The following is a 17,577-nucleotide window of genomic DNA, read 5'->3' on the forward strand; positions in this document are numbered from 1 at the left end:
AGTCAGCCACCCAGCCTGGCATGCGCCAGGCGCTCGGCCGCATCCTGCGGCGACAGCGCGCCCACGGCCGCCGGTACCAGCGCCTCGGGATGAAACACCGCGACATGGCCACGCACGGCGTCGCCATCCAGGCCAGCCGCCCGCAAGACCAGCGCCAGCCGCGCCAGGTGCGATGGCGCCGTCAACAGCGCGGCATCCTCGCGCGGGGCGCCCATGGCGCGAGCCAGCGCGGTGAGGAACAGCGCCGGTCCGGCGTGCAGCGGATCGAGCGCCAGCGCCAGATCGGGCAGCGTATCGACCAGGCGGCGGAGCAGCGCGAGGCGCCCGCGCTCGGCATCGAAACGCAGGCGCAACGACCGTTCGGCAATTATTGCACGGCTTTGCGCCTCGGCATCGTCTTGCGCGCGGGCGTGCAGCGTGACCAGGGCAATACGCAGCAGGTCTTGCGGCAGTTCATCCAGCGGAAGCTGCATGCGCCGCTGTGCCTGGCAGAACCGGGCCTGCGCCACCAGGGTCGCCATGGCTGCGGCCGAGCGATCCCCGTCCTGCGCCGCAATCGCCGCTTCAACCAGGGGCGCGACCACCATGTCCACGCCGTGATCCTGCTCAAGCCGGCAGGCAAGCTGCCATTCCAATGCCTGGCCATGCACGGCGGCCAGGAAGGCTCCATTGGCGCTGAGCAGGCTGGCAAACCCGGCCACCTCGTCAATGTCGGGCTCAATCCCTTCGCCCGCGCCACCGGCCTGGGCCTGGGCCACCGCCAGTTGCCGGGCGACATCATCGATCATGCCGCGCACATGGGCGATCACCGTGTCGCCGAACACCGCGCGCTCTTCCTGCAAGACCAGATGGCGCAGAATAGGGGCCGTGCTGTCGAGCGCGGCACCGGCGCGCGCCAGGCCAGCGGCGAGCCAGGCATCGTCTTCGTGCGAAAGGGGCGCGGGGTGCTGCATGCCCGTGGTTCTAGGTTCCATTGGTTAGCAAGCGGTTAGGAAACAGACCATGCGCCTGTGCCAAGGCCGTGGCAAGCAGCACGACGACGATCACCCGCAGGCCCGTTTCCAGCGGCATGAACAGCCCCACCACAAGCAGCGTCAGCGCCACCAGCAGGCGGTCGCACAACCATGCCGTCCAGCGGAAATCGCGCAGCACTACCGGATACAGCCAGAGGATCAGGACCAGGACCAGCGGCGGAAACCACGCCGTCTGGGCGGTGGGCCCGCCACTCGCACGCCAGGCGCAGATCGCCACCAGCGCACCATCCACCAGCGGGCCAAACAGCGCACCCCCGCGCAAGCGGCCCGATGCCTGCATCAGCGATGCCTGCTCCACCCGCGCCAGCAAGCGCCCGGCCTGCAACACCACCCAGCCCAGGCCAATCAGCGCAAACGCCAGCCCCGCCCTGCCCCACCAGCCCGCGCCCAGCGCGAGCAGCACGAGCAGTAGCGCCGCCGCCATGGCCACCCACGGCCGCGTGCGGGCATGCAAGAGCGCAGGGCCGATCCGCCGCACCGCCTGCACCGCGAGCCATTCCCCCGGCGAGCGGACGTGGCTGGCCGCGGTGTGCTGGGCCAGCCAATCGTTTTCCGCAGCATGAGCATCGGCCTCGTTGCGCACCAGGCGCCAGCGGCCCGCAGCCAGCAGGGCCTGCGGCACCGCGCGCAACGGCAGGCGCGCCTGCGTCGCCAGGCGCAGCAGCGCGGCAACCGGGTTCCATTCGGGCGGCAGATCGCCCAGCCCGGCCACCACCCGGCCGGGCATGCGCATCGCCCCGGCCCAGGCATGGTTGATGTCGATACGTTCGAACCCGGCTGCAACGCCGGCTTCCACTGGCAAGGCCAACACGCCCGGCGCCTCGTCCAGAATGCGGCGGGCATCCTCGGGCATGGCCAGGAACCCTTCGGCAAAGACGATCAGCTCATCCTCGGCCGAAACCAGCGGCACCAGCGCACGCGCCGCGGTTATGATGTGAAAGCGCGCGCCGCGCTGTTCGGCGACGTGCTGGATCTCGACGATCTCGGCCGAGAGCATTTCGGCATGGACGACGATTCGCGTGGCGCCCAGCGCCAGCGCCAGGCCCAGCTGGTGGCGCGCGATGCTGTGCCCGGCGATCGGCAAGAAACCGGGGTTTCCACCCGATTGGACGGCGCCGTCGCCCGCCAGATCGACCGGCACATTTTCCATCAACGATATGAGCGCGACCCGCAACTGTATGCCTCCTGATCGCGCGCATGGTAGGGCGGCAACCCCGCCGTGCCAAGCGCCCGTCGGGCGTTTCGGATCAGGCCTGATCGGGGCCGATCGGCGCTGGATCGACTGGCGCCGGATCCTGAGCGCCGGCGCTGAAATCATCCAGCCACATCGCGATCTTGCGCAAGACCGCCGGATCGCCCGGCGCACCGGCCAGCGCCTGTTCCACCAGGCGCATCAAGCCTTGCGCGTGGAACGAGGCAGCCAGGCCTTTGAGCCGCAGGCCGGCCATCGACCAGTTGCCGTCACAGCGTGAGCGCCGCATGAGATCGACCTGCCGCCGCGCGCTGTCGAGAAAAGCGCCGCGCAGTTCGGCAAACAGCGCCGGGTCACTGCCCGCCACGGCCGCCAGCTGCGCATCGATCGGATCGCCAAGATAAGCCATGCTGTTGATAGTGTGGCATCAGGGCTTAAGGCGGGTTTAACCGCCCCCCTTTTCCATGATAGAGATGCGCGCATGAATGGGGGACCACGGATCATTCCGATCGAAGCCAACCAGCCGGAAACCGGCGGGCATGGCCTGGCGCTGGATCGTGAACAGGCAGAAACCGCCTTGCCAATTACCCCATCTTTACAAGAATTTGCCGATCAAAGCGAAGACGCGTTCGACGATACCGCCACCGCGCCACCGGCTCCTTGGCCATGGGGCCTGGCCGGTGGCATGATCGCGGTTTGGACGGGCTTTTTTGCCTGGGCCAGCGTTCCTGGACTGGTTGCCGTGCGCAGCCCTGCCGCATGGGCAGCCGCCACCGGCCAGTGGGCGGCGCCGGTGCTGGTTGTGCTGGTCACCCTGCTGCTGATCCAGCGCGGCAGCGGGCGCGAGGCGCGCCGGTTTTCCAGCATTGCCAGCGGCCTGTCGCGCGAATCGGCGCAGCTGCACCAGCAGCTGGGTTCGATCAACACCGAGTTGGCCCTCGCCCGCGATTTCATCGCCGCCCAGGCGCGCGATCTCGATGCGCTGGGCCGCGTGGCGGCTGACCGCCTGTCTACCCATGCCGACAGCCTGCGCGGGCTGATCCAGGACAACGGCGCGCAGGTCAACGCGATCGCCGATGTTGCGGCCAACGCGCTCGACAACATGGAAAAGCTGCGCAGCCAGCTGCCGGTGATCGCCAACAGCGCCAAGGACGTGACCAACTCCATCGCCAATGCCGGGCGCACCGCGCACGTGCAGCTGGAAGACATGGTCGCCGGGTTCCAGCGCCTGAACGAATTTGGCCTCGCCAGCGAACGCCAAGTGGCCAGCGTGCGCGATCAGGTTCAGGCGGCACTCGGCGCGTTGACCGCGGCCGGGGTTGACCTTGCCCGCCAGACCGAGGCGCGCTTTGCCACGCTGGAAGAGGAAGTCAGCAGCCATCGCGCCGCGCTCGACCAGGAAGAGCATGCCGCGCTTGCCGCGATCCGCGCCCGCGCCCAGGCGCTGGCCGATACGCTGGGCGAGCAGCGCCGCACCATGGCCAGTGCCGAGCGCGAAAGCCTGGCGGCGCTGGAACAGCGCCTGGCCACGCTGAAGGAAGCCAGCGCCACGCTGGGCGAAGCCGTGGCCGAGCAGGAAAGCGCCGCGCTCGCCAGCTGGCAGGCCCGCAGCGAGGCGCAGATGCGCACGTTGCGCGCCGCGCTCGACGACTTGACCGCCGCCCAAGACAGCACCCAGGCGCAGGCCCAGGCTCGCCTGGCCCGCTTTGCCGAGGAAAGCCGCGCGCTGGTGGCTGCCCTCGACGCGGAAGGCGAAGCGATCGACGCCGCCGTCGCCCAGCGCCGCGCCGCGCTGGCCGCTGGCGCCGATGACCAGCGCGAGACGCTGGCCCGCCGCATGGTGGAAATCGACCGCGCCATTGCCGAGCGGCGCAGTGCGCTCGCCGCCGCTGCCAACGAGGCGACCGAGGCACTGGCCCACAAGCTGGCCGATCTCGATCGCGCGCTCGATACCCAGCGCACACGCCAGCACGATGAAGCGCGCCGCCTGGCCGCACAATGCGATGCCGCCGCTGCCCGCGCGGCAGAACTTGCCGAAACGCTGTCGGCCTCGGCCAGCATGGGCGATACCACGGCCCAGGCCGTGGCCCGCGCGCTCGATCTGCTGCGCACGCGCCTGGCGGAAACCGGCATCGAACTGACCACGCAAGACGATCACATCGCGCGCACCACCGATGCCGCCGTGCGCCTGCTCGAACTGATCCAGGCCGCCGGGCAGCACAGCCGCAACGAACTGCCCGAGATCTTGCGCACCAGCCAGGCCGGCCTTGCCGAACTGGACCAGCGCGTGACCGCGATGCATGCCGAACTGGGCGAAGCGGGCAACAAGGGCACCGCCCTTGCCGAAACCGTGCGGGGCACCAGCGCCGACATTGCCGAGGCACTGGCCCATGTCGCCCGCCTGCACGAAGCCTTTGCCCAGCAGGCCGCGGCCGAGCGTGCGCAGCTCAATGAAGTGCGCGCCACGCTGGAAACCGCGCGTGGCGAGGCCGAAGCGCTTTCGGGCGACATCACCGGCACCATGGCCACCGCGATCGATCGCCTCAATGCCGCCGCCCGTGCCGCTGGCGATACCATGGGCGAAACCCTGAAGGACGAAATCGAGGCCCTTGCCGCGCGGCTGGGCGAGGAAGGCAACGCCGCATTCGCCCGCGTGTTGCAAGGCCGCGGCGCCGAACTGATCGCCCGGTTGGAGCAGGCCATCGACAACGCCGCCGACGCCAGCCGCGACAGCGCCGTGCAGATGCGCGACCAGTTGGCCAAGGTGGACGAACTGGCCACCAACCTGGAAAACCGCGTTGCCCGCGCCCGCGAACGTGCCGAAGAACAGGTCGACAACGACTTCGCGCGGCGCACCGCACTGATCACCGAGTCCCTCAATTCCGCCGCGATCGACATTGCCCAGGCGCTGTCAGCCGATGTTTCGGAAACGGCCTGGGCTTCGTACCTTCGTGGCGATCGCGGCATCTTCACGCGCCGGGCGGTTACCCTGCTCGACAGTGCCGATGCCAAGGCGGTGCAGCAGCACTATGCCGGCGATGCCGAATTCCGCGGCCACGTGAACCGCTATATTCACGATTTCGAAGGCATGCTGCGCCAGTTGCTCTCGACGCGCGATGGCAATGCCCTGGGCGTCACGCTGCTCTCGTCCGACATGGGCAAGCTCTATGTGGCGCTGGCGCAGGGGATCGAGCGGCTTCGGGCGTGAGGTTGGTTTAGGCTTCCCACCACCCCCAACCCCCTCCTCTGAAGAGAAGGGGGCTTTGATTTCAGCTTGTTAACTCCCCCTCCTCTTCAGAGGAGGGGGTCGGGGGGTGGTGGAACGCTGCCGCCAACGCCTGCGCAAACCCGCACAAATCCGCCACGAACCGCGCCTGCTCCGCCTCTCGCGCCGCGCCATCCAGACGCAGCAAATAGCTGGGATGGCAGGTCAGCCAGATGTCTGTGTCGCCTTGCCGGGCAAGCAATCCGCGCTCGCGCTGCACGCTGGCAGTCCGGCCGATCAACCCGCGCGCGGCGCTGGCGCCCAGCGCCAGGATCAGGCGCGGCGCCACCAGCTCGCGCTCGCGGTCCAGCCACCAGCGACAGGTATCGATCTCACCGGCCGTGGGCGTCTGGTGCAGGCGACGCTTGCCGGTGGGCTGATGCTTGAAATGCTTGACCGCGTTGGTCAGCCAGCCCTGCCCCGGATCGATCCCGGCAGCCTGCAACTGGCTGCGCAGCACCTCGCCAGCCGGGCCAACGAACGGGCGGCCCTCCATTTCTTCGGTATCGCCCGGCTGCTCGCCCACGATCATGAACGCGCGGCGGCGCGTGCCTTCGCCCGGCACGGCGCGGGTGCCGTTGCAGCCGATCGCGCAATGGCGGCAGCCGGCAATGCCGGTGGCCAGATCGGCCAGGCTATCCGGCGCAGGTCCGAACTCCTGCCGCCCCAGATCGACCATGGCCGCCTCGCGCGCCTGGGCCCCGGCGATCAGTTCGGGAATGAGCGCGGCTTCGGGCATGTTCTTCCAATACTTGCGCGGCATTTCCTTGAGCATGGCGCCCACCTTGAGCCGCGCCGGATTGAAAATGTTGGCGTAATAGGTGCGCCACAATTCTTCCAGCGGATCACCGCCGGGTGCATCCAGGCGAGTGGCCGGTGGCCCTTCCTCCAGCACATCGCCGGTCCAGTGCAGCGATCCGGCCGGCGTCAGGATCGACCAGCGCATCGCCGCAAAGCGCCGCACGAAGAAGCCGGCATTGGCGCGCAGGATATGATGGTCGGGCTCGAACCAGGCGACATAGCGCTCGCTGCCATCGGGCTCGGCCACGCTGCGGAAGCGCAGGAACGCGCGCATTTTGTGGATGTCGCGCCGCACCGGACGCGACAATTGATCCAGCCGGCGCACGAGCGGATCGGCCGCATCCTCGGCCAGGCGCGGCTGGCCCTGCAGGCGCCAGAGCAGGCGATAGGCCAGATCAAAGCGTTCGGGCGCACGGTGCAGCAGGGCCATACGCACCAGGTTGAGAAACGCCTTGCTGGCGCGCACTGTCGGGGCATCGGGCCTTGGCGGCGGGATCGGCGCGGGACTTTGCGCGAACAGATCGCCCGGCCCCTGCCCCGGCTCCTCCCATGACACAGCATCCGGCGTGATCCCGGCCAGGATCAGCCCGCGCGCCGCCGTGCGCCAGGCCTCGATATCATCGGGCGCGGGCAGGCAGACGCGCAAGGATCAGGCCCCGAACAGTTCCAGCTGCCGCGCCTTGGGCGGGGCCAGACTGGCGCGCAAGTCTGCCCGATCGACCAGCAGCGTGGGCCGCCAATCGGCGGTGACGATGAAGGGCCGCACCTTGGTGAGCGAAACGGTCAGCCGGCCCACGTCTTCCAGCCGCAGCCGGCGCTGCCGCCGGGCCGAAAGCAATGCATTGACGGCGCGCACGCCCAGCCCGGGCACGCGCAGCAGCGCCTCGCGCGGGGCGCGGTTGACGTCGACCGGGAAAGCGTCGCGAAAGCGCAGCGCCCAGGCGAGCTTGGGATCGATATCGAGCGGCAGCATGCCGCCCGCATCGGCCGCCTGCTGCACCTCGTGCGGAGCAAAGCCATAAAAGCGCATCAGCCAGTCAGACTGATAGAGCCGGTGTTCGCGCATCAACGGCGGGCGTTGCAGCGGCAAGACCGCGCTGGCATCGGGGATCGGGCTGAACGCGGAATAATAGACGCGGCGCAGGCGAAAACGGCTGTAGAGCGTGGCCGAGCGGCCGACGATATCAGCGTCGCTGGCCTGGTCGGCGCCAACGATCATCTGGGTCGATTGCCCGGCCGGGGCAAAGCGCGGCGCGTGGCGGAAGCGCTTGCGCGCATCCTTCGCCTCGACAATCGCGCTGCCGATACTGGCCATCGCGCCTTCGATCACCGGCGTGGATTTGTCGGGCGCCAGCCGCGCCAGCCCCGCCTGCGTGGGCAGTTCCACGTTGATCGACACGCGATCGGCATAGAGCCCGGCGCGCGCAACGAGTTCCGGGTCAGCCTCGGGAATCGTCTTGAGATGAATATAGCCGCGAAATTCATGCTCTTCGCGCAGGATGCGGGCGGCCTCGATCAACTGTTCCATCGTATGGTTGGATGACCGCACGATGCCCGAGGACAAGAACAGGCCCTCGATATAGTTGCGGCGATAGAATGCTATTGTCAGGTCAGCCACTTCCTGCGGCGTGAAGCGCGCGCGGCGCACGTTGGAACTCTTGCGGTTGACGCAATAGTGGCAATCGAAAATGCAGTGGTTGGTCAGCAGGATCTTGAGCAGCGAGATGCACCGCCCATCGGGCGCATAGGCATGGCAGATGCCCATCCCCTCGGTCGAGCCAAGGCCCTTGCCGCCGGCGCTGTTGCGCTTGGCCGTGCCGGATGAGGCACAGGAAGCGTCGTATTTGGCGGCATCGGCCAGGATGCCGAGCCGTTCCATGACCGAGGGTTGCGACATTCGTTCCTTATACGTTCTTCTTTCCGGCAATGCCAGTGCCGATGCGGCGAACCGCCCACGGCATTTTGGGCAGGGCACCGGAACGCTCTTCCCCCTCAACCGGTTATAGGCGCGGAGGGGCAGACGATTTGCGGAGATTTCCCAACCATGCCCATGATCAAGACGCGCGATGGCACCCAACTTTACGTCAAGGCCTGGGGGCAAGGTCCCGCCGTGGTGCTGATCCATGGCTGGCCGCTCAATGCCGATAGCTGGGACCCGGTGATGAATGCGCTGGCTGGCGCGGGCTATCGCGCCATTGCCTACGATCGCCGCGGGTTCGGCCGGTCGGATCAGCCCGGTCATGGCTATGACTATGACACGTTCGCCGACGATCTCGCCGATGTGCTGGCAGCCACCGACGCCCGACCGGGCGCGGCCCTCGTCGGCTTTTCCATGGGTGGCGGGGAAATTGCCCGTTATCTTTCGCGCCACGGTGCCGATGGCATCGGGCGGGTGGCGCTGGTTTCATCGGTTGTGCCGTTCATGGCCAAGACCGAAGACAATCCTGACGGCGTGCCGCAAGAGACCTTCAACCAGATGACCGAGGGCATGCTGGCCGACCGGGCCAAGTTCATGGCCGGGTTCATCAAGGATTTCTATGGGGTTGGCCTCTTGGCTCAACCGGTGAGCGACGAACAGCGCGCGCTGTCGTGGAACCACGCGATGCAAGCCGGGCTGCTGCCGACCTTGGCCGCGGCAAAGGCCTTTGCCACCACCGATTTCCGCCGTGACCTGGCGAGCTTTACGGTGCCGACGCTGGTGATCCACGGCACGGGCGACAAGACCGTGCCGATCGAGGCGACCGGCCGCGCGGTGGCCCGCGCCGTCCCCCATGCCATGCTGGTCGAATATTCCGGCGCGCCGCACGGCGTGTTTGCCACGGAAACCGAGCGGCTGATCGCTGACCTCACCGAATTTCTGGCCGGGCGTCGCCCGGATGATCGCCAGGCCGCGATCGATGCGGTGACGGCGCAAATGCTGATCACCCCCAACGTCTGACCCGAACGCCCCTTTCACAGGAGAGAAACGATGCATTATGACCAAGGCAACCCGGCGGAACTGAAGGAAAAGTTCTGGAAGGAACTGGCCCATTCGCCTTTCGTGATGCTGCAACTGGATGCCGATCCAGAAAGCGCCGCGCCGATGACCGCGCAGCTTGACCGCGATGCCAACCACGCCATCTGGTTCTTCACCTCGCGCGACAATCGCTTTGCCGCGCAGGGCGGCGCCACGGCGACCTATGCTGCCAAGGGGCATGACCTATTCGCCCGCTTCACCGGCGCGCTGAGCGAGGAAACCGACCGTGGCCTGCTTGACAAGCATTGGAGCCGCATGGTCGAATCCTGGTTTCCGGGCGGCAAGAACGATCCCAACCTGCTGTTCCTGCGCATGGACCTGGGCGAAGCGGCGATCTGGTCGGGTGAAGTGGGCGTGATGGGCGCGGTCAAGATGGCGCTGGGCCTGCCCGTGGGCGACAGCATCAAGGGTGGCTACGCCGAAACCAGCCTCTAAACGGAACGAACCCGTTCCAATAGGCAAAGGCCGCCGCTTCCCCGGGGAAACGGCGGCCTTTGTTTTGCTGGCCCAAGTTGATGCGCGATCAGTCTATCGGCGGCACCGAGCTGGGCGGCAGGTCAGCATCGCCTTCATGCACTTCGGTCAGGCCTCGGCCGACATGGCTACGGCTGCGGCTATAGGCATAGTACACGATGAGGCCGAGCACGGCCCAGCCGATGAACAGCTGGATCGTTGCGGCCGACAGGCTGCCGAACAGATAGATGCAGCCCACGATCGAAATGGGGGCCACGATCATCACCGCCGGCGTGCGGAACGGACGCTTGCGCGTGGGATCGGTACGGCGCAGCACGAGCACCGCAATCGACACTGCCGCGAACGCGAACAGCGTGCCCGAGTTCGACACGTCGGCCAGCAGACCAACCGGGAAGAAGGCAGCGAACAGCGCCACGAACACCCCGGTGAGCAGCGTGATCACGTGCGGCGTGTGGAAGCGCGGGTGAATCTTGGAGAAAAATTCCGGCAGCAGGCCATCGCGGCTCATCACGAAGAAGATGCGGGTCTGGCCGAACATCATCATCAGGATGACGGACGGAAGCGCCAGGATGGCGGCAAGGCCCACCAGCCAGCCCACCATCGGGTGGCCGACCGAACGCAGCGTCCACGCCAGAGCCTCCTTGGAGCAGACCACGGCGTTTTCACCGATCGCGTTGCAGGCATCAGACAGCGCGGGCGATCCGGGCGACAGAGCAACATGGCCGGGGCCGAACACCGGCTGCGCGCCAACAGTGCCAATCACGCCAGCGGCCACCAGCATGTAGAATACGGTGCAGATTGCCAAGCTGCCGATCAGGCCGATCGGCATGTTGCGTTGCGGATTCTTGGTCTCTTCTGCCGCAGTAGAAACCGCGTCGAAGCCGACATAGGCGAAGAAGATCGATGCCGCAGCGCCCGAAATGCCGGTGAAGCCCAGCGGCGCGAACGGCTGGAAATTGCCTGCCTTGATCATGGGAATGGTCAGCGCGATGAACAGGGACAGGGCGACGATCTTGATCGCCACCAGCACCGCGTTGACCGTGGCGCTTTCCTTGGTGCCCAGGATCAGCAGGCCGGTAATCACCACGGCAATACCCATGGCCGGCAAGTTGATCAGGCCACCGTCAAACGGGCCGCGCACCAGTTCCAGCGGCACGGTTATATGCAAACTGTTCTGGACAAAGCCGATCATGTAGCCCGACCAGCCGACCGACACGGCACCGGCAGCGATGGCATATTCCAGAATCAGCGCCCAGCCGACCATCCAGGCCACCAGTTCGCCCATCACGGCGTAGCTATAGGTATAGGCGGAACCCGAGACCGGCACCATGGCTGCCATTTCGGCGTAACACAGCGCCGCTACCGCACAGACGAAGCCGGCGATGATGAAGCTGATCATCATGCCCGGCCCGGCCTTTTGCGCGGCTTCTGCGGTAAGCACGAAAATACCGGTGCCGATCACGGCACCAACACCCAGCATGGTCAGTTGGAAGGCACCGAGCGAGCGGTGCAATGATTTCTTTTCGGCTGTCGCCAGAATAGCGTCGAGTGGTTTGACGCGTCCAAACATTGAAATCTCCCGCCTTGGACCGGTGCGGCGGGAACCCCCACGCCAACACGTTGCACCGGTAACCAGGTCATGGGCCGCAACGCTAGCGGCAACCTATGGCTTGGCAAAGGGCCTTTTTTCATCTGCATGTGCCAATGCCCCCTGCCCTTGCGGGTTTTGCCCCATGGTATAGAAGCGCGCGCCACACCTGACCGGCTTTTGGGGCCAGCTTTTGGGAAAGCAGTGCGCATGTCCACCACCTTTCAGCTCGACACGGCCACCAGCCGCGCCCATCCCACCCCGGCGCCGATGAAGCGCCTGTCGGTGCCCGCCATCCGCCAGCGCAAGGTGGATGGGCACACCGCGCAGCCGATCGTGATGCTCACCGCCTATACCGCGCGCCAGGCGCAATTGCTGGATGCGCATTGCGATATCCTGCTCGTGGGGGATTCGCTGGGCCAGGTGATCTATGGCTTGCCATCGAGCGTTCCGGTCACGCTCGACATGATGGCCGCCCATGGCGCTGCCGTGGTGCGCGGTTCATATCATGCGGTGGTGATCGTGGACATGCCGTTCGGCAGCTATGAAGCCTCTCCGCAAGCGGCCTTTGCGGCGGCGGCGCGGCTGCTCAAGGACACCGGCTGCGCCGGGGTCAAGCTGGAAGGCGGCGCGGCCATGGCCGAAACCGTGGCGTTCCTGGTGGCGCGCGGCATCCCGGTGATGGGCCACGTCGGCCTGACGCCGCAGGCGGTGAACGTGCTGGGTGGCTATGGCGCGCGCGGCCGCAGCCAGGCCGAAGCCGACAAGATCCTCGCCGATGCCCGCGCGCTGGCCGATGCCGGCGCCTTTGCCATCGTGGCCGAAGGTGTGGTGGAACCGCTGGCCATTGCCATCACCCAGGCGGTGCCGTGCCCGGTGATCGGCATTGGCGGATCGGCGCAGTGCGATGGCCAAGTGCTGGTGACCGAAGACATGCTGGGCATGTTCGAGCGCGTGCCCCGCTTTGTGAAGCGCTATGCCGAAGTGGCCGGCACGATCGAGCAAGCGGCCGCCCACTATGCCCAGGAAGTACGCGACCGCGCGTTTCCGGGGCCGGAGCAGACCTACCAGCCGAAGTAATCCGCGCCTAAAGCACCTGCCCCCGCGCCGCCAGTGCGCGGGCCATGGCCTGGGCTTCGGTCTGGCGCCCTTCCCCCGCCCAGGCGACGGCAAGCAGCCGCATCGCCAGGAGGCTTTCGGGATTTTGCGCCAGATAGCGCGCGGTCATCGCGTCGGCGTCCTTGGCCCGGCCCGCCGCGCGCAGGGCTGCGTCCATGCGGCGTAGCACCGGTTCGTTGAACCGGATCGCCGCCGCAGCATCATAACTGGCAAGCGCACCGCGCGCGTCATTGATGATCATGCGAGCGTCCCCGGCCAGAAGCCAGGCTTCGGCCGCGCCGGGATTGGCCGCGCGCAGCCGATCGGTAATGGCCCGCGCCTGGTCAAACTGCCGCGCGGCGAGCAGGCCACGGACATAGGGCACCGCCACGTCGGCAAAATTGGGGCCATCCTGATAGCGGAGCGCGAGTGCCCCCAGCGGCAGATCGGGCGGAATCGCCGTGAAGGGCCGCGTGTTGCCCATCCTGGCGGCAACGGTGGACAAATCCTTGGCCCGTTGTGGCTGGCGCAGCCCCTGCCAGACGCGCGCCACTGTGGCTTGCAGATAGGGCGTGGCAAAGGGCTGCCGCGCCACGCTATCCCACCGCCAGGCCACCTGGCGCAGATCGCCCTCGCGCGCAATGGCGCGGGCGAGCAATTGCTGTGCCTGGAGATTTGCCGGTTGCAGCCGCACCAGCCGCGCCAGCAATCCGGCCGAAACGCTGTAGTTGCCCGCGCGATATTCCAGCACGCCGCCCAGCAGCATGGCCGCGGGCATGTCGCGCAGCGCGGTGCCGGTGCGTTGCAACAGGGTGCGGGCAAGCTCGGTCTTGCCAGCGCGGGCGGCCAGCACGGCCTGGAAATAGAGCGCGCGCGGGTTGCCCGGGTCCACCTCGGCCAGTTTGCGTACCACCACCAGCATGGCGCGGGCCTGGCCCATGTCACCCAACGTGGCAGCATATTCGGTCAGCAGATCAGGATCTTGGGGATGGATCCTGAGGCCCTGCTCGAACCACGGCAGCGCGGCGCGCAGGCCGAACTGCTCGCGCACCAGCATGCCGCGCAGCGCCAGCGCACGGGCGTTGCGCGGGGCCAGCGCCACCGCGCGTGCTGCCGCCTGCACCGATTGCGCCTGCTCCCCCCCGGCAAAGCGCAGGCGCGCGATCGCCACCCACAGATCGGCGTCGTCGGGCGTGAGCCGCAAGGCCTGGTCAAACGCCTGGCCCGCCACCGGCAAGCGCCCTTCGGCCAGGGCCAGTTGCCCGCGCATGCGCCAGCCGAGCGCGGCAGTATCGGGCGTGAACTGCGCCGCGCCATCCAGCACGGTGTGGGCATCGGCCAAGGCCCCACGCGCCAGCAGGGCGGCGGCGAGATCGGCGCGCAGCGCATCGGCCGGCGCGCCCTGGCGCATGGCCTCGCGCAGGGCCACTTCGGCCGAGATCGGATCGCGCCGCACCAGCGCTGCCCGCGCCTTGGCCCGCACCGCATCGAGCGGGGGGCCATCGGCCGCCGCCTGCCCCACCGGCGCCAGGGCCAGGAGCGTTGCCGCGAGCGACACGAACAAGGCACACCTGCGGTTACCCATGCATGTCATATTGCTTGAGCAAGTCGTAAAGCGTCGGCCGACTGATACCGAGCAGACGCGCCGTGCTGGAAATGTTGCCCTCGCTACGGGCCAGGGCGTGGCGGATCGCCTTGCGATCGGCCGCCTCGCGCACCGCCTTGAGGTTGAGCGGATTGTCTGCACCGGCGTCGGCCAGCGGGAGATCGAGGTCGGCGGCCGCCACCAGCTTGCCATCGGCCATGATCACCGCGCGCTTCACCCGGTTTTCCAACTCTCGTACGTTGCCCGGCCAGCCCCATCCGTCGATCGCGGCCAAGGCATCGGGGGCAAAGCCCTTGACCGAGGGGTTCATCTGCGCGGCAAAGCGGGTGAGGAACGCCTTGGCGAGCAAAGTGGCGTCACCCGGCCGCTGCGCCAGGCTGGGGATCTTCACGACGATTTCAGCGAGGCGATACCACAGGTCTTCGCGAAAGCGCCCTTCGGCGATCATCGCCTCGAGGTTCTGGTGCGTGGCGCAGACGATCCGCGTGTCGACCGCGATCGAGCGGCGCCCGCCGATCCGCTCGATCGTGCGTTCCTGCAGGAAGCGTAGCAGCTTGACCTGCAACTGCAGCGGAATATCGCCCACTTCATCGAGGAACAGCGTGCCGCCATTGGCCTGTTCGATCTTGCCCTCGGTGGTCTTGACCGCACCGGTGAACGCGCCCTTTTCGTGGCCGAACAGCTCGCTTTCCAGCAGGTTTTCCGGGATCGCCGCGCAGTTGATCGCCACGAAAGCGCCGCTCGCCCGGCTCGATGCCTCGTGCAGGCCACGCGCCAGCAGTTCCTTGCCCGTGCCGCTGGCGCCAAGCAGCATGACCGAGACATTGGTATTGGCCACCCGCTCGATCGTACGGGCAACCTTGACCATTTCCGGCGCGGCCGTGATCATGTTGCCCAGCACGCGGTGATCGGCCGGCGCCCGCGTGGCCAGGCTGAGGTTTTCCGCCTCGATCCGGTGAAGATGCAGGGCGCGGCGCACGATCAGGCCCAAGGCGTCGATATCCACCGGCTTGGGATAGAAATCATAGGCACCCTGCGCCACCGCACGCAGCGCGGATTCGCGCGCGCCGTGGCCCGAGGCCACGATAACCTTCGTATCGGGCTTGATTGCCATGATCTCGTCCAGCACGGCAAAGCCCTCGCTCACTCCATCGGGATCGGGCGGCAGGCCCAGATCGAGCGTGACCACTGCCGGCTCTTCGGCGCGCAACAGGGTAAGCGCGCTGGCGCGATCACCGGCGATGAACACCTCGAAATCCTCGTAGGCCCACTTGAGCTGCGCCTGGAGGCCCGGATCATCTTCGACGATGAGCAGCTTGGGCAGCTGCTTGGCGCGGGTGTCGGTCATCATGCAACGTCCTGCTGGGAATAGGGTGGAGACAGGGCAGCGGCGGCAGCAAGCGGCAGGCGCACGGAAAAGCGGCTGCCCAGCCCTTCCCGGCTTTCCACGTCGAGCCGGCCGCGCATGGCGTGCACCAGTTCGCGCGCTTCGAAGGCGCCGATGCCAAAGCCGCCGGCCTTGGTGGAAACGAATGGCTTGAACAGGTTGTTGCGCACGAACTCGGCGCTCATGCCGGTGCCGGTGTCGACGACGTCGATGCAGCCGTGCAGCGCCTCACTGCGCAGTTCGACCCGCACGCTTTGCCCGGCAGGGCTGGCATCAATGGCGTTCTGCACCAGATGGGCCAGCACCTGCTCCAGCGTTTCGCGGTTAGCCATGATCGTGCAGGCGCCATGTACCGTCACCACCACTTGCGCCCCGCTGGCACCATGCGGCCAGCGACCGGCCAGCGCCTGGGCCACCGCCACGGCATCAACCGCGGCGAGTTGCTCCACATTGCCGGCGCCATAGCGCGACAGGCGGGCGATCAGGGCGTTGAGCTTGTCGGCCGAGTTGCTCAGCGTGACGAGCATGTCCTTGCGGAACTCGGGATTGTCGGTGTGGCGCTGCGCGTTGCGCGCCAGCAGGCCAAGCTGGCTCGCCAGGTTCTTGATATCGTGCATCACGAAGGCGATGCGGCGGTTGAATTCATCAAAGCGGCTGGCTTCGAGCAGCGCGAGCTGGCCATTGTTTTCGGCGATGTAGCTGGCCAGCTGATGGCCCACCACGCGCAGCAGATCGAAATCCTCCCAATCGAGCTGGCGCGCCACCGCCGGGCGGCCGAGCACGACAAGGCCGACCAGCCGATCGAAATGGAGCAGCGGCACTAGGGCCCAGACGGCCTCTTCCTCGATCATCCAGACGGGCGTGGCCTGTGCCTCGCCGCGGTGGTCGATGCCGCCGCGCACTTCATCAAGGTCGACGATGAAGCCGTGGGTTTCGAAGAAGGCGGCGCCTGCTGCGTCGAGCCCCTGGGCCGGCACATCGAGCGTGGGCCATTGCCAGCGTGCCGCCAGGACCAGTTCGCCGCTATCGGCCGGCACCAGCAAAGCGCCGCGCGCGCTGTCGGTGATATCGGCCACGGCCTGGATCACGCGGGTATGCAGCGGCACGGTATCGCCCGCGCCACTGGTCACCCCGCCCGGCCCCCGCGCCCCACCCCGGCCGATCGTGGCATTGAAGCGCAACCATTCGGCGCGATAGTCATAGCGGTGCTGGAAGAAATGCTTGGACAGCATGACGTTGAGCCAGCCACGCAAGCGCCCAGAGGGCATCAGCGCCAGGACCAGCACCGACGAGGCAAACACGAAGCCAAGCTGGGTCAGCATCGTGGCACTGCCACCTGCCCAGGCGATGGACTGCGCCACGCCGACCATGACCAGCATGTAGCCGCCGATCACCAGCAGGGAGAGCGACTGGAACGCCACGGTGCGCGACGGCGAAAAGCGCCCGGTGGTCTGCTCGCGCACCGCGCCCGCCGCCAGCAGGGCCACGCCCAGCAACGCGGCGAGCGCGCGCAGGCTGACGAGTTCGGCCGGCGTGCCGCGCACCAGATAGGCGATGGTGTAGAAATTGAGATCGTAGCCCCAGATCACCGCCAGGGCGGCGCAGGTCCAGCGCACCGCGCTGCGCTGCGCGGTCATCGCCCCGGCATAGAGATTGTGCACCAGCACCAGCGCTCCGGTGATCACCAGCAGGCGCAGCATCACCGCAATCTGGAAAATCATCGCCCGTGCCACCGGGAACGCGGCAAAGCGCCAATCGAGCACGAGCAGCACGACCTGGAGCAGTTCCACCACGGCCAGCACGATCAGCACCGGCCGCACCGGCGCTACGGATTCATGCCGTCCATCCCGGGCGAAGAGGGCATAGACCACCAGCAGCCAGGCTAGGTTGCGCGCCATATCGGCCAAGAGCGCCACGGGCGCGTGCGGCCCCAATGCGGCCTGCAACAGGGCCCAGACCGCACCAACCAGCACCGCCGCGATTCCCGCGCGGCTGACCGGGCGGCCGCGCCGTTGCCGGTCGATCTGCCACACGCCCAGCACCAGCCCGGCAAATGCCGCCAGCACAAAGGCCCATTGGCCCAATCCTGTCCATCCCACAGGGGCCAGCATCGCGG

The 17,577-nt window shown here is 67.4% G+C and carries 13 protein-coding genes; 4 read left to right on the forward strand and 9 right to left on the reverse strand.

Annotation, left to right across the window (positions count from 1 at the left end):
• Positions 1 to 2: 2 nt before the first annotated feature.
• From FHW97_RS10910 to FHW97_RS10920, 3 genes are all read right to left on the reverse strand, one after another.
• Positions 3 to 974 (reverse strand): hypothetical protein, encoded by a 972-nt coding sequence (locus tag FHW97_RS10910; RefSeq protein ID WP_171798997.1) that lies wholly within the window; start codon positions 972 to 974, stop codon positions 3 to 5.
• The gene (locus FHW97_RS10915) at positions 964 to 2,208 is read right to left on the reverse strand and encodes a hypothetical protein (protein ID WP_253941744.1); all 1,245 of its coding nucleotides are present in this window, start codon (positions 2,206 to 2,208) and stop codon (positions 964 to 966) included. The genes FHW97_RS10910 and FHW97_RS10915 overlap by 11 nt, the downstream gene beginning before the upstream one ends.
• A 73-nt stretch (positions 2,209 to 2,281) precedes the next feature.
• Positions 2,282 to 2,635 carry an Hpt domain-containing protein gene (locus FHW97_RS10920; protein WP_168351227.1) on the reverse strand — a complete coding sequence of 118 codons (354 nt, stop codon included), beginning with the start codon at positions 2,633 to 2,635 and terminating at the stop codon, positions 2,282 to 2,284.
• 72 nt (positions 2,636 to 2,707) lie between these two features.
• On the opposite strand from FHW97_RS10920, the gene FHW97_RS10925 reads away from it, so the two are divergent.
• Complete coding sequence (locus FHW97_RS10925) at positions 2,708 to 5,434, forward strand: hypothetical protein (protein WP_171798998.1); 2,727 nt, start codon at positions 2,708 to 2,710, stop codon at positions 5,432 to 5,434.
• Positions 5,435 to 5,495: 61 nt separating this feature from the next.
• Here the strand turns inward: FHW97_RS10925 and FHW97_RS10930 are convergent, their stop codons facing one another.
• Together FHW97_RS10930 and FHW97_RS10935 are read right to left on the reverse strand one after the other, a co-directional pair.
• Positions 5,496 to 6,938 (reverse strand): UdgX family uracil-DNA binding protein, encoded by a 1,443-nt coding sequence (locus FHW97_RS10930; RefSeq protein ID WP_171798999.1) that lies wholly within the window; start codon positions 6,936 to 6,938, stop codon positions 5,496 to 5,498.
• A 3-nt stretch (positions 6,939 to 6,941) separates the two neighbouring features.
• The gene (locus FHW97_RS10935) at positions 6,942 to 8,189 is read right to left on the reverse strand and encodes a putative DNA modification/repair radical SAM protein (protein WP_171799000.1); all 1,248 of its coding nucleotides are present in this window, start codon (positions 8,187 to 8,189) and stop codon (positions 6,942 to 6,944) included.
• A 147-nt stretch (positions 8,190 to 8,336) separates the two neighbouring features.
• On the opposite strand from FHW97_RS10935, the gene FHW97_RS10940 reads away from it, so the two are divergent.
• On the forward strand, positions 8,337 to 9,230 hold the full coding sequence (locus tag FHW97_RS10940) for an alpha/beta fold hydrolase (RefSeq protein WP_054130980.1): 894 nt from the start codon (positions 8,337 to 8,339) through the stop codon (positions 9,228 to 9,230).
• A 30-nt stretch (positions 9,231 to 9,260) separates the two neighbouring features.
• Entirely contained in the window at positions 9,261 to 9,743 is a 483-nt protein-coding gene (locus FHW97_RS10945) for a pyridoxamine 5'-phosphate oxidase family protein (RefSeq protein WP_168351232.1), read from the forward strand.
• A gap of 88 nt (positions 9,744 to 9,831) precedes the next feature.
• Here the strand turns inward: FHW97_RS10945 and FHW97_RS10950 are convergent, their stop codons facing one another.
• Positions 9,832 to 11,352: an amino acid permease gene (locus tag FHW97_RS10950; RefSeq protein ID WP_171799001.1), complete on the reverse strand. Its 1,521-nt coding sequence runs from the start codon at positions 11,350 to 11,352 to the stop codon at positions 9,832 to 9,834.
• A gap of 228 nt (positions 11,353 to 11,580) precedes the next feature.
• Between FHW97_RS10950 and panB the strand changes: the two genes are divergently transcribed.
• A complete protein-coding gene (gene panB, locus FHW97_RS10955; protein WP_062782384.1) occupies positions 11,581 to 12,450 on the forward strand; it encodes a 3-methyl-2-oxobutanoate hydroxymethyltransferase in 870 nt (289 codons plus the stop codon).
• Positions 12,451 to 12,457: 7 nt separating this feature from the next.
• Here the strand turns inward: panB and FHW97_RS10960 are convergent, their stop codons facing one another.
• Genes FHW97_RS10960 through prsK form a run of 3 tightly spaced genes read right to left on the reverse strand, consistent with a single transcriptional unit; the run spans position 12,458 to position 17,572 of the window.
• Positions 12,458 to 14,053, reverse strand: a complete 1,596-nt coding sequence (locus FHW97_RS10960; RefSeq protein ID WP_171792444.1) for a tetratricopeptide repeat protein — start codon at positions 14,051 to 14,053, stop codon at positions 12,458 to 12,460.
• Positions 14,046 to 15,422, reverse strand: a complete 1,377-nt coding sequence (gene prsR, locus FHW97_RS10965) for a PEP-CTERM-box response regulator transcription factor (protein WP_028658192.1) — start codon at positions 15,420 to 15,422, stop codon at positions 14,046 to 14,048. The genes FHW97_RS10960 and prsR overlap by 8 nt, the downstream gene beginning before the upstream one ends.
• Positions 15,422 to 17,572 carry an XrtA/PEP-CTERM system histidine kinase PrsK gene (gene prsK / locus FHW97_RS10970; RefSeq protein ID WP_171799002.1) on the reverse strand — a complete coding sequence of 717 codons (2,151 nt, stop codon included), beginning with the start codon at positions 17,570 to 17,572 and terminating at the stop codon, positions 15,422 to 15,424. The genes prsR and prsK overlap by 1 nt, the downstream gene beginning before the upstream one ends.
• Positions 17,573 to 17,577 lie beyond the last annotated feature (5 nt).

This window comes from Novosphingobium sp. SG754 (assembly GCF_013149315.1).
Lineage (GTDB): Bacteria > Pseudomonadota > Alphaproteobacteria > Sphingomonadales > Sphingomonadaceae > Novosphingobium > Novosphingobium capsulatum.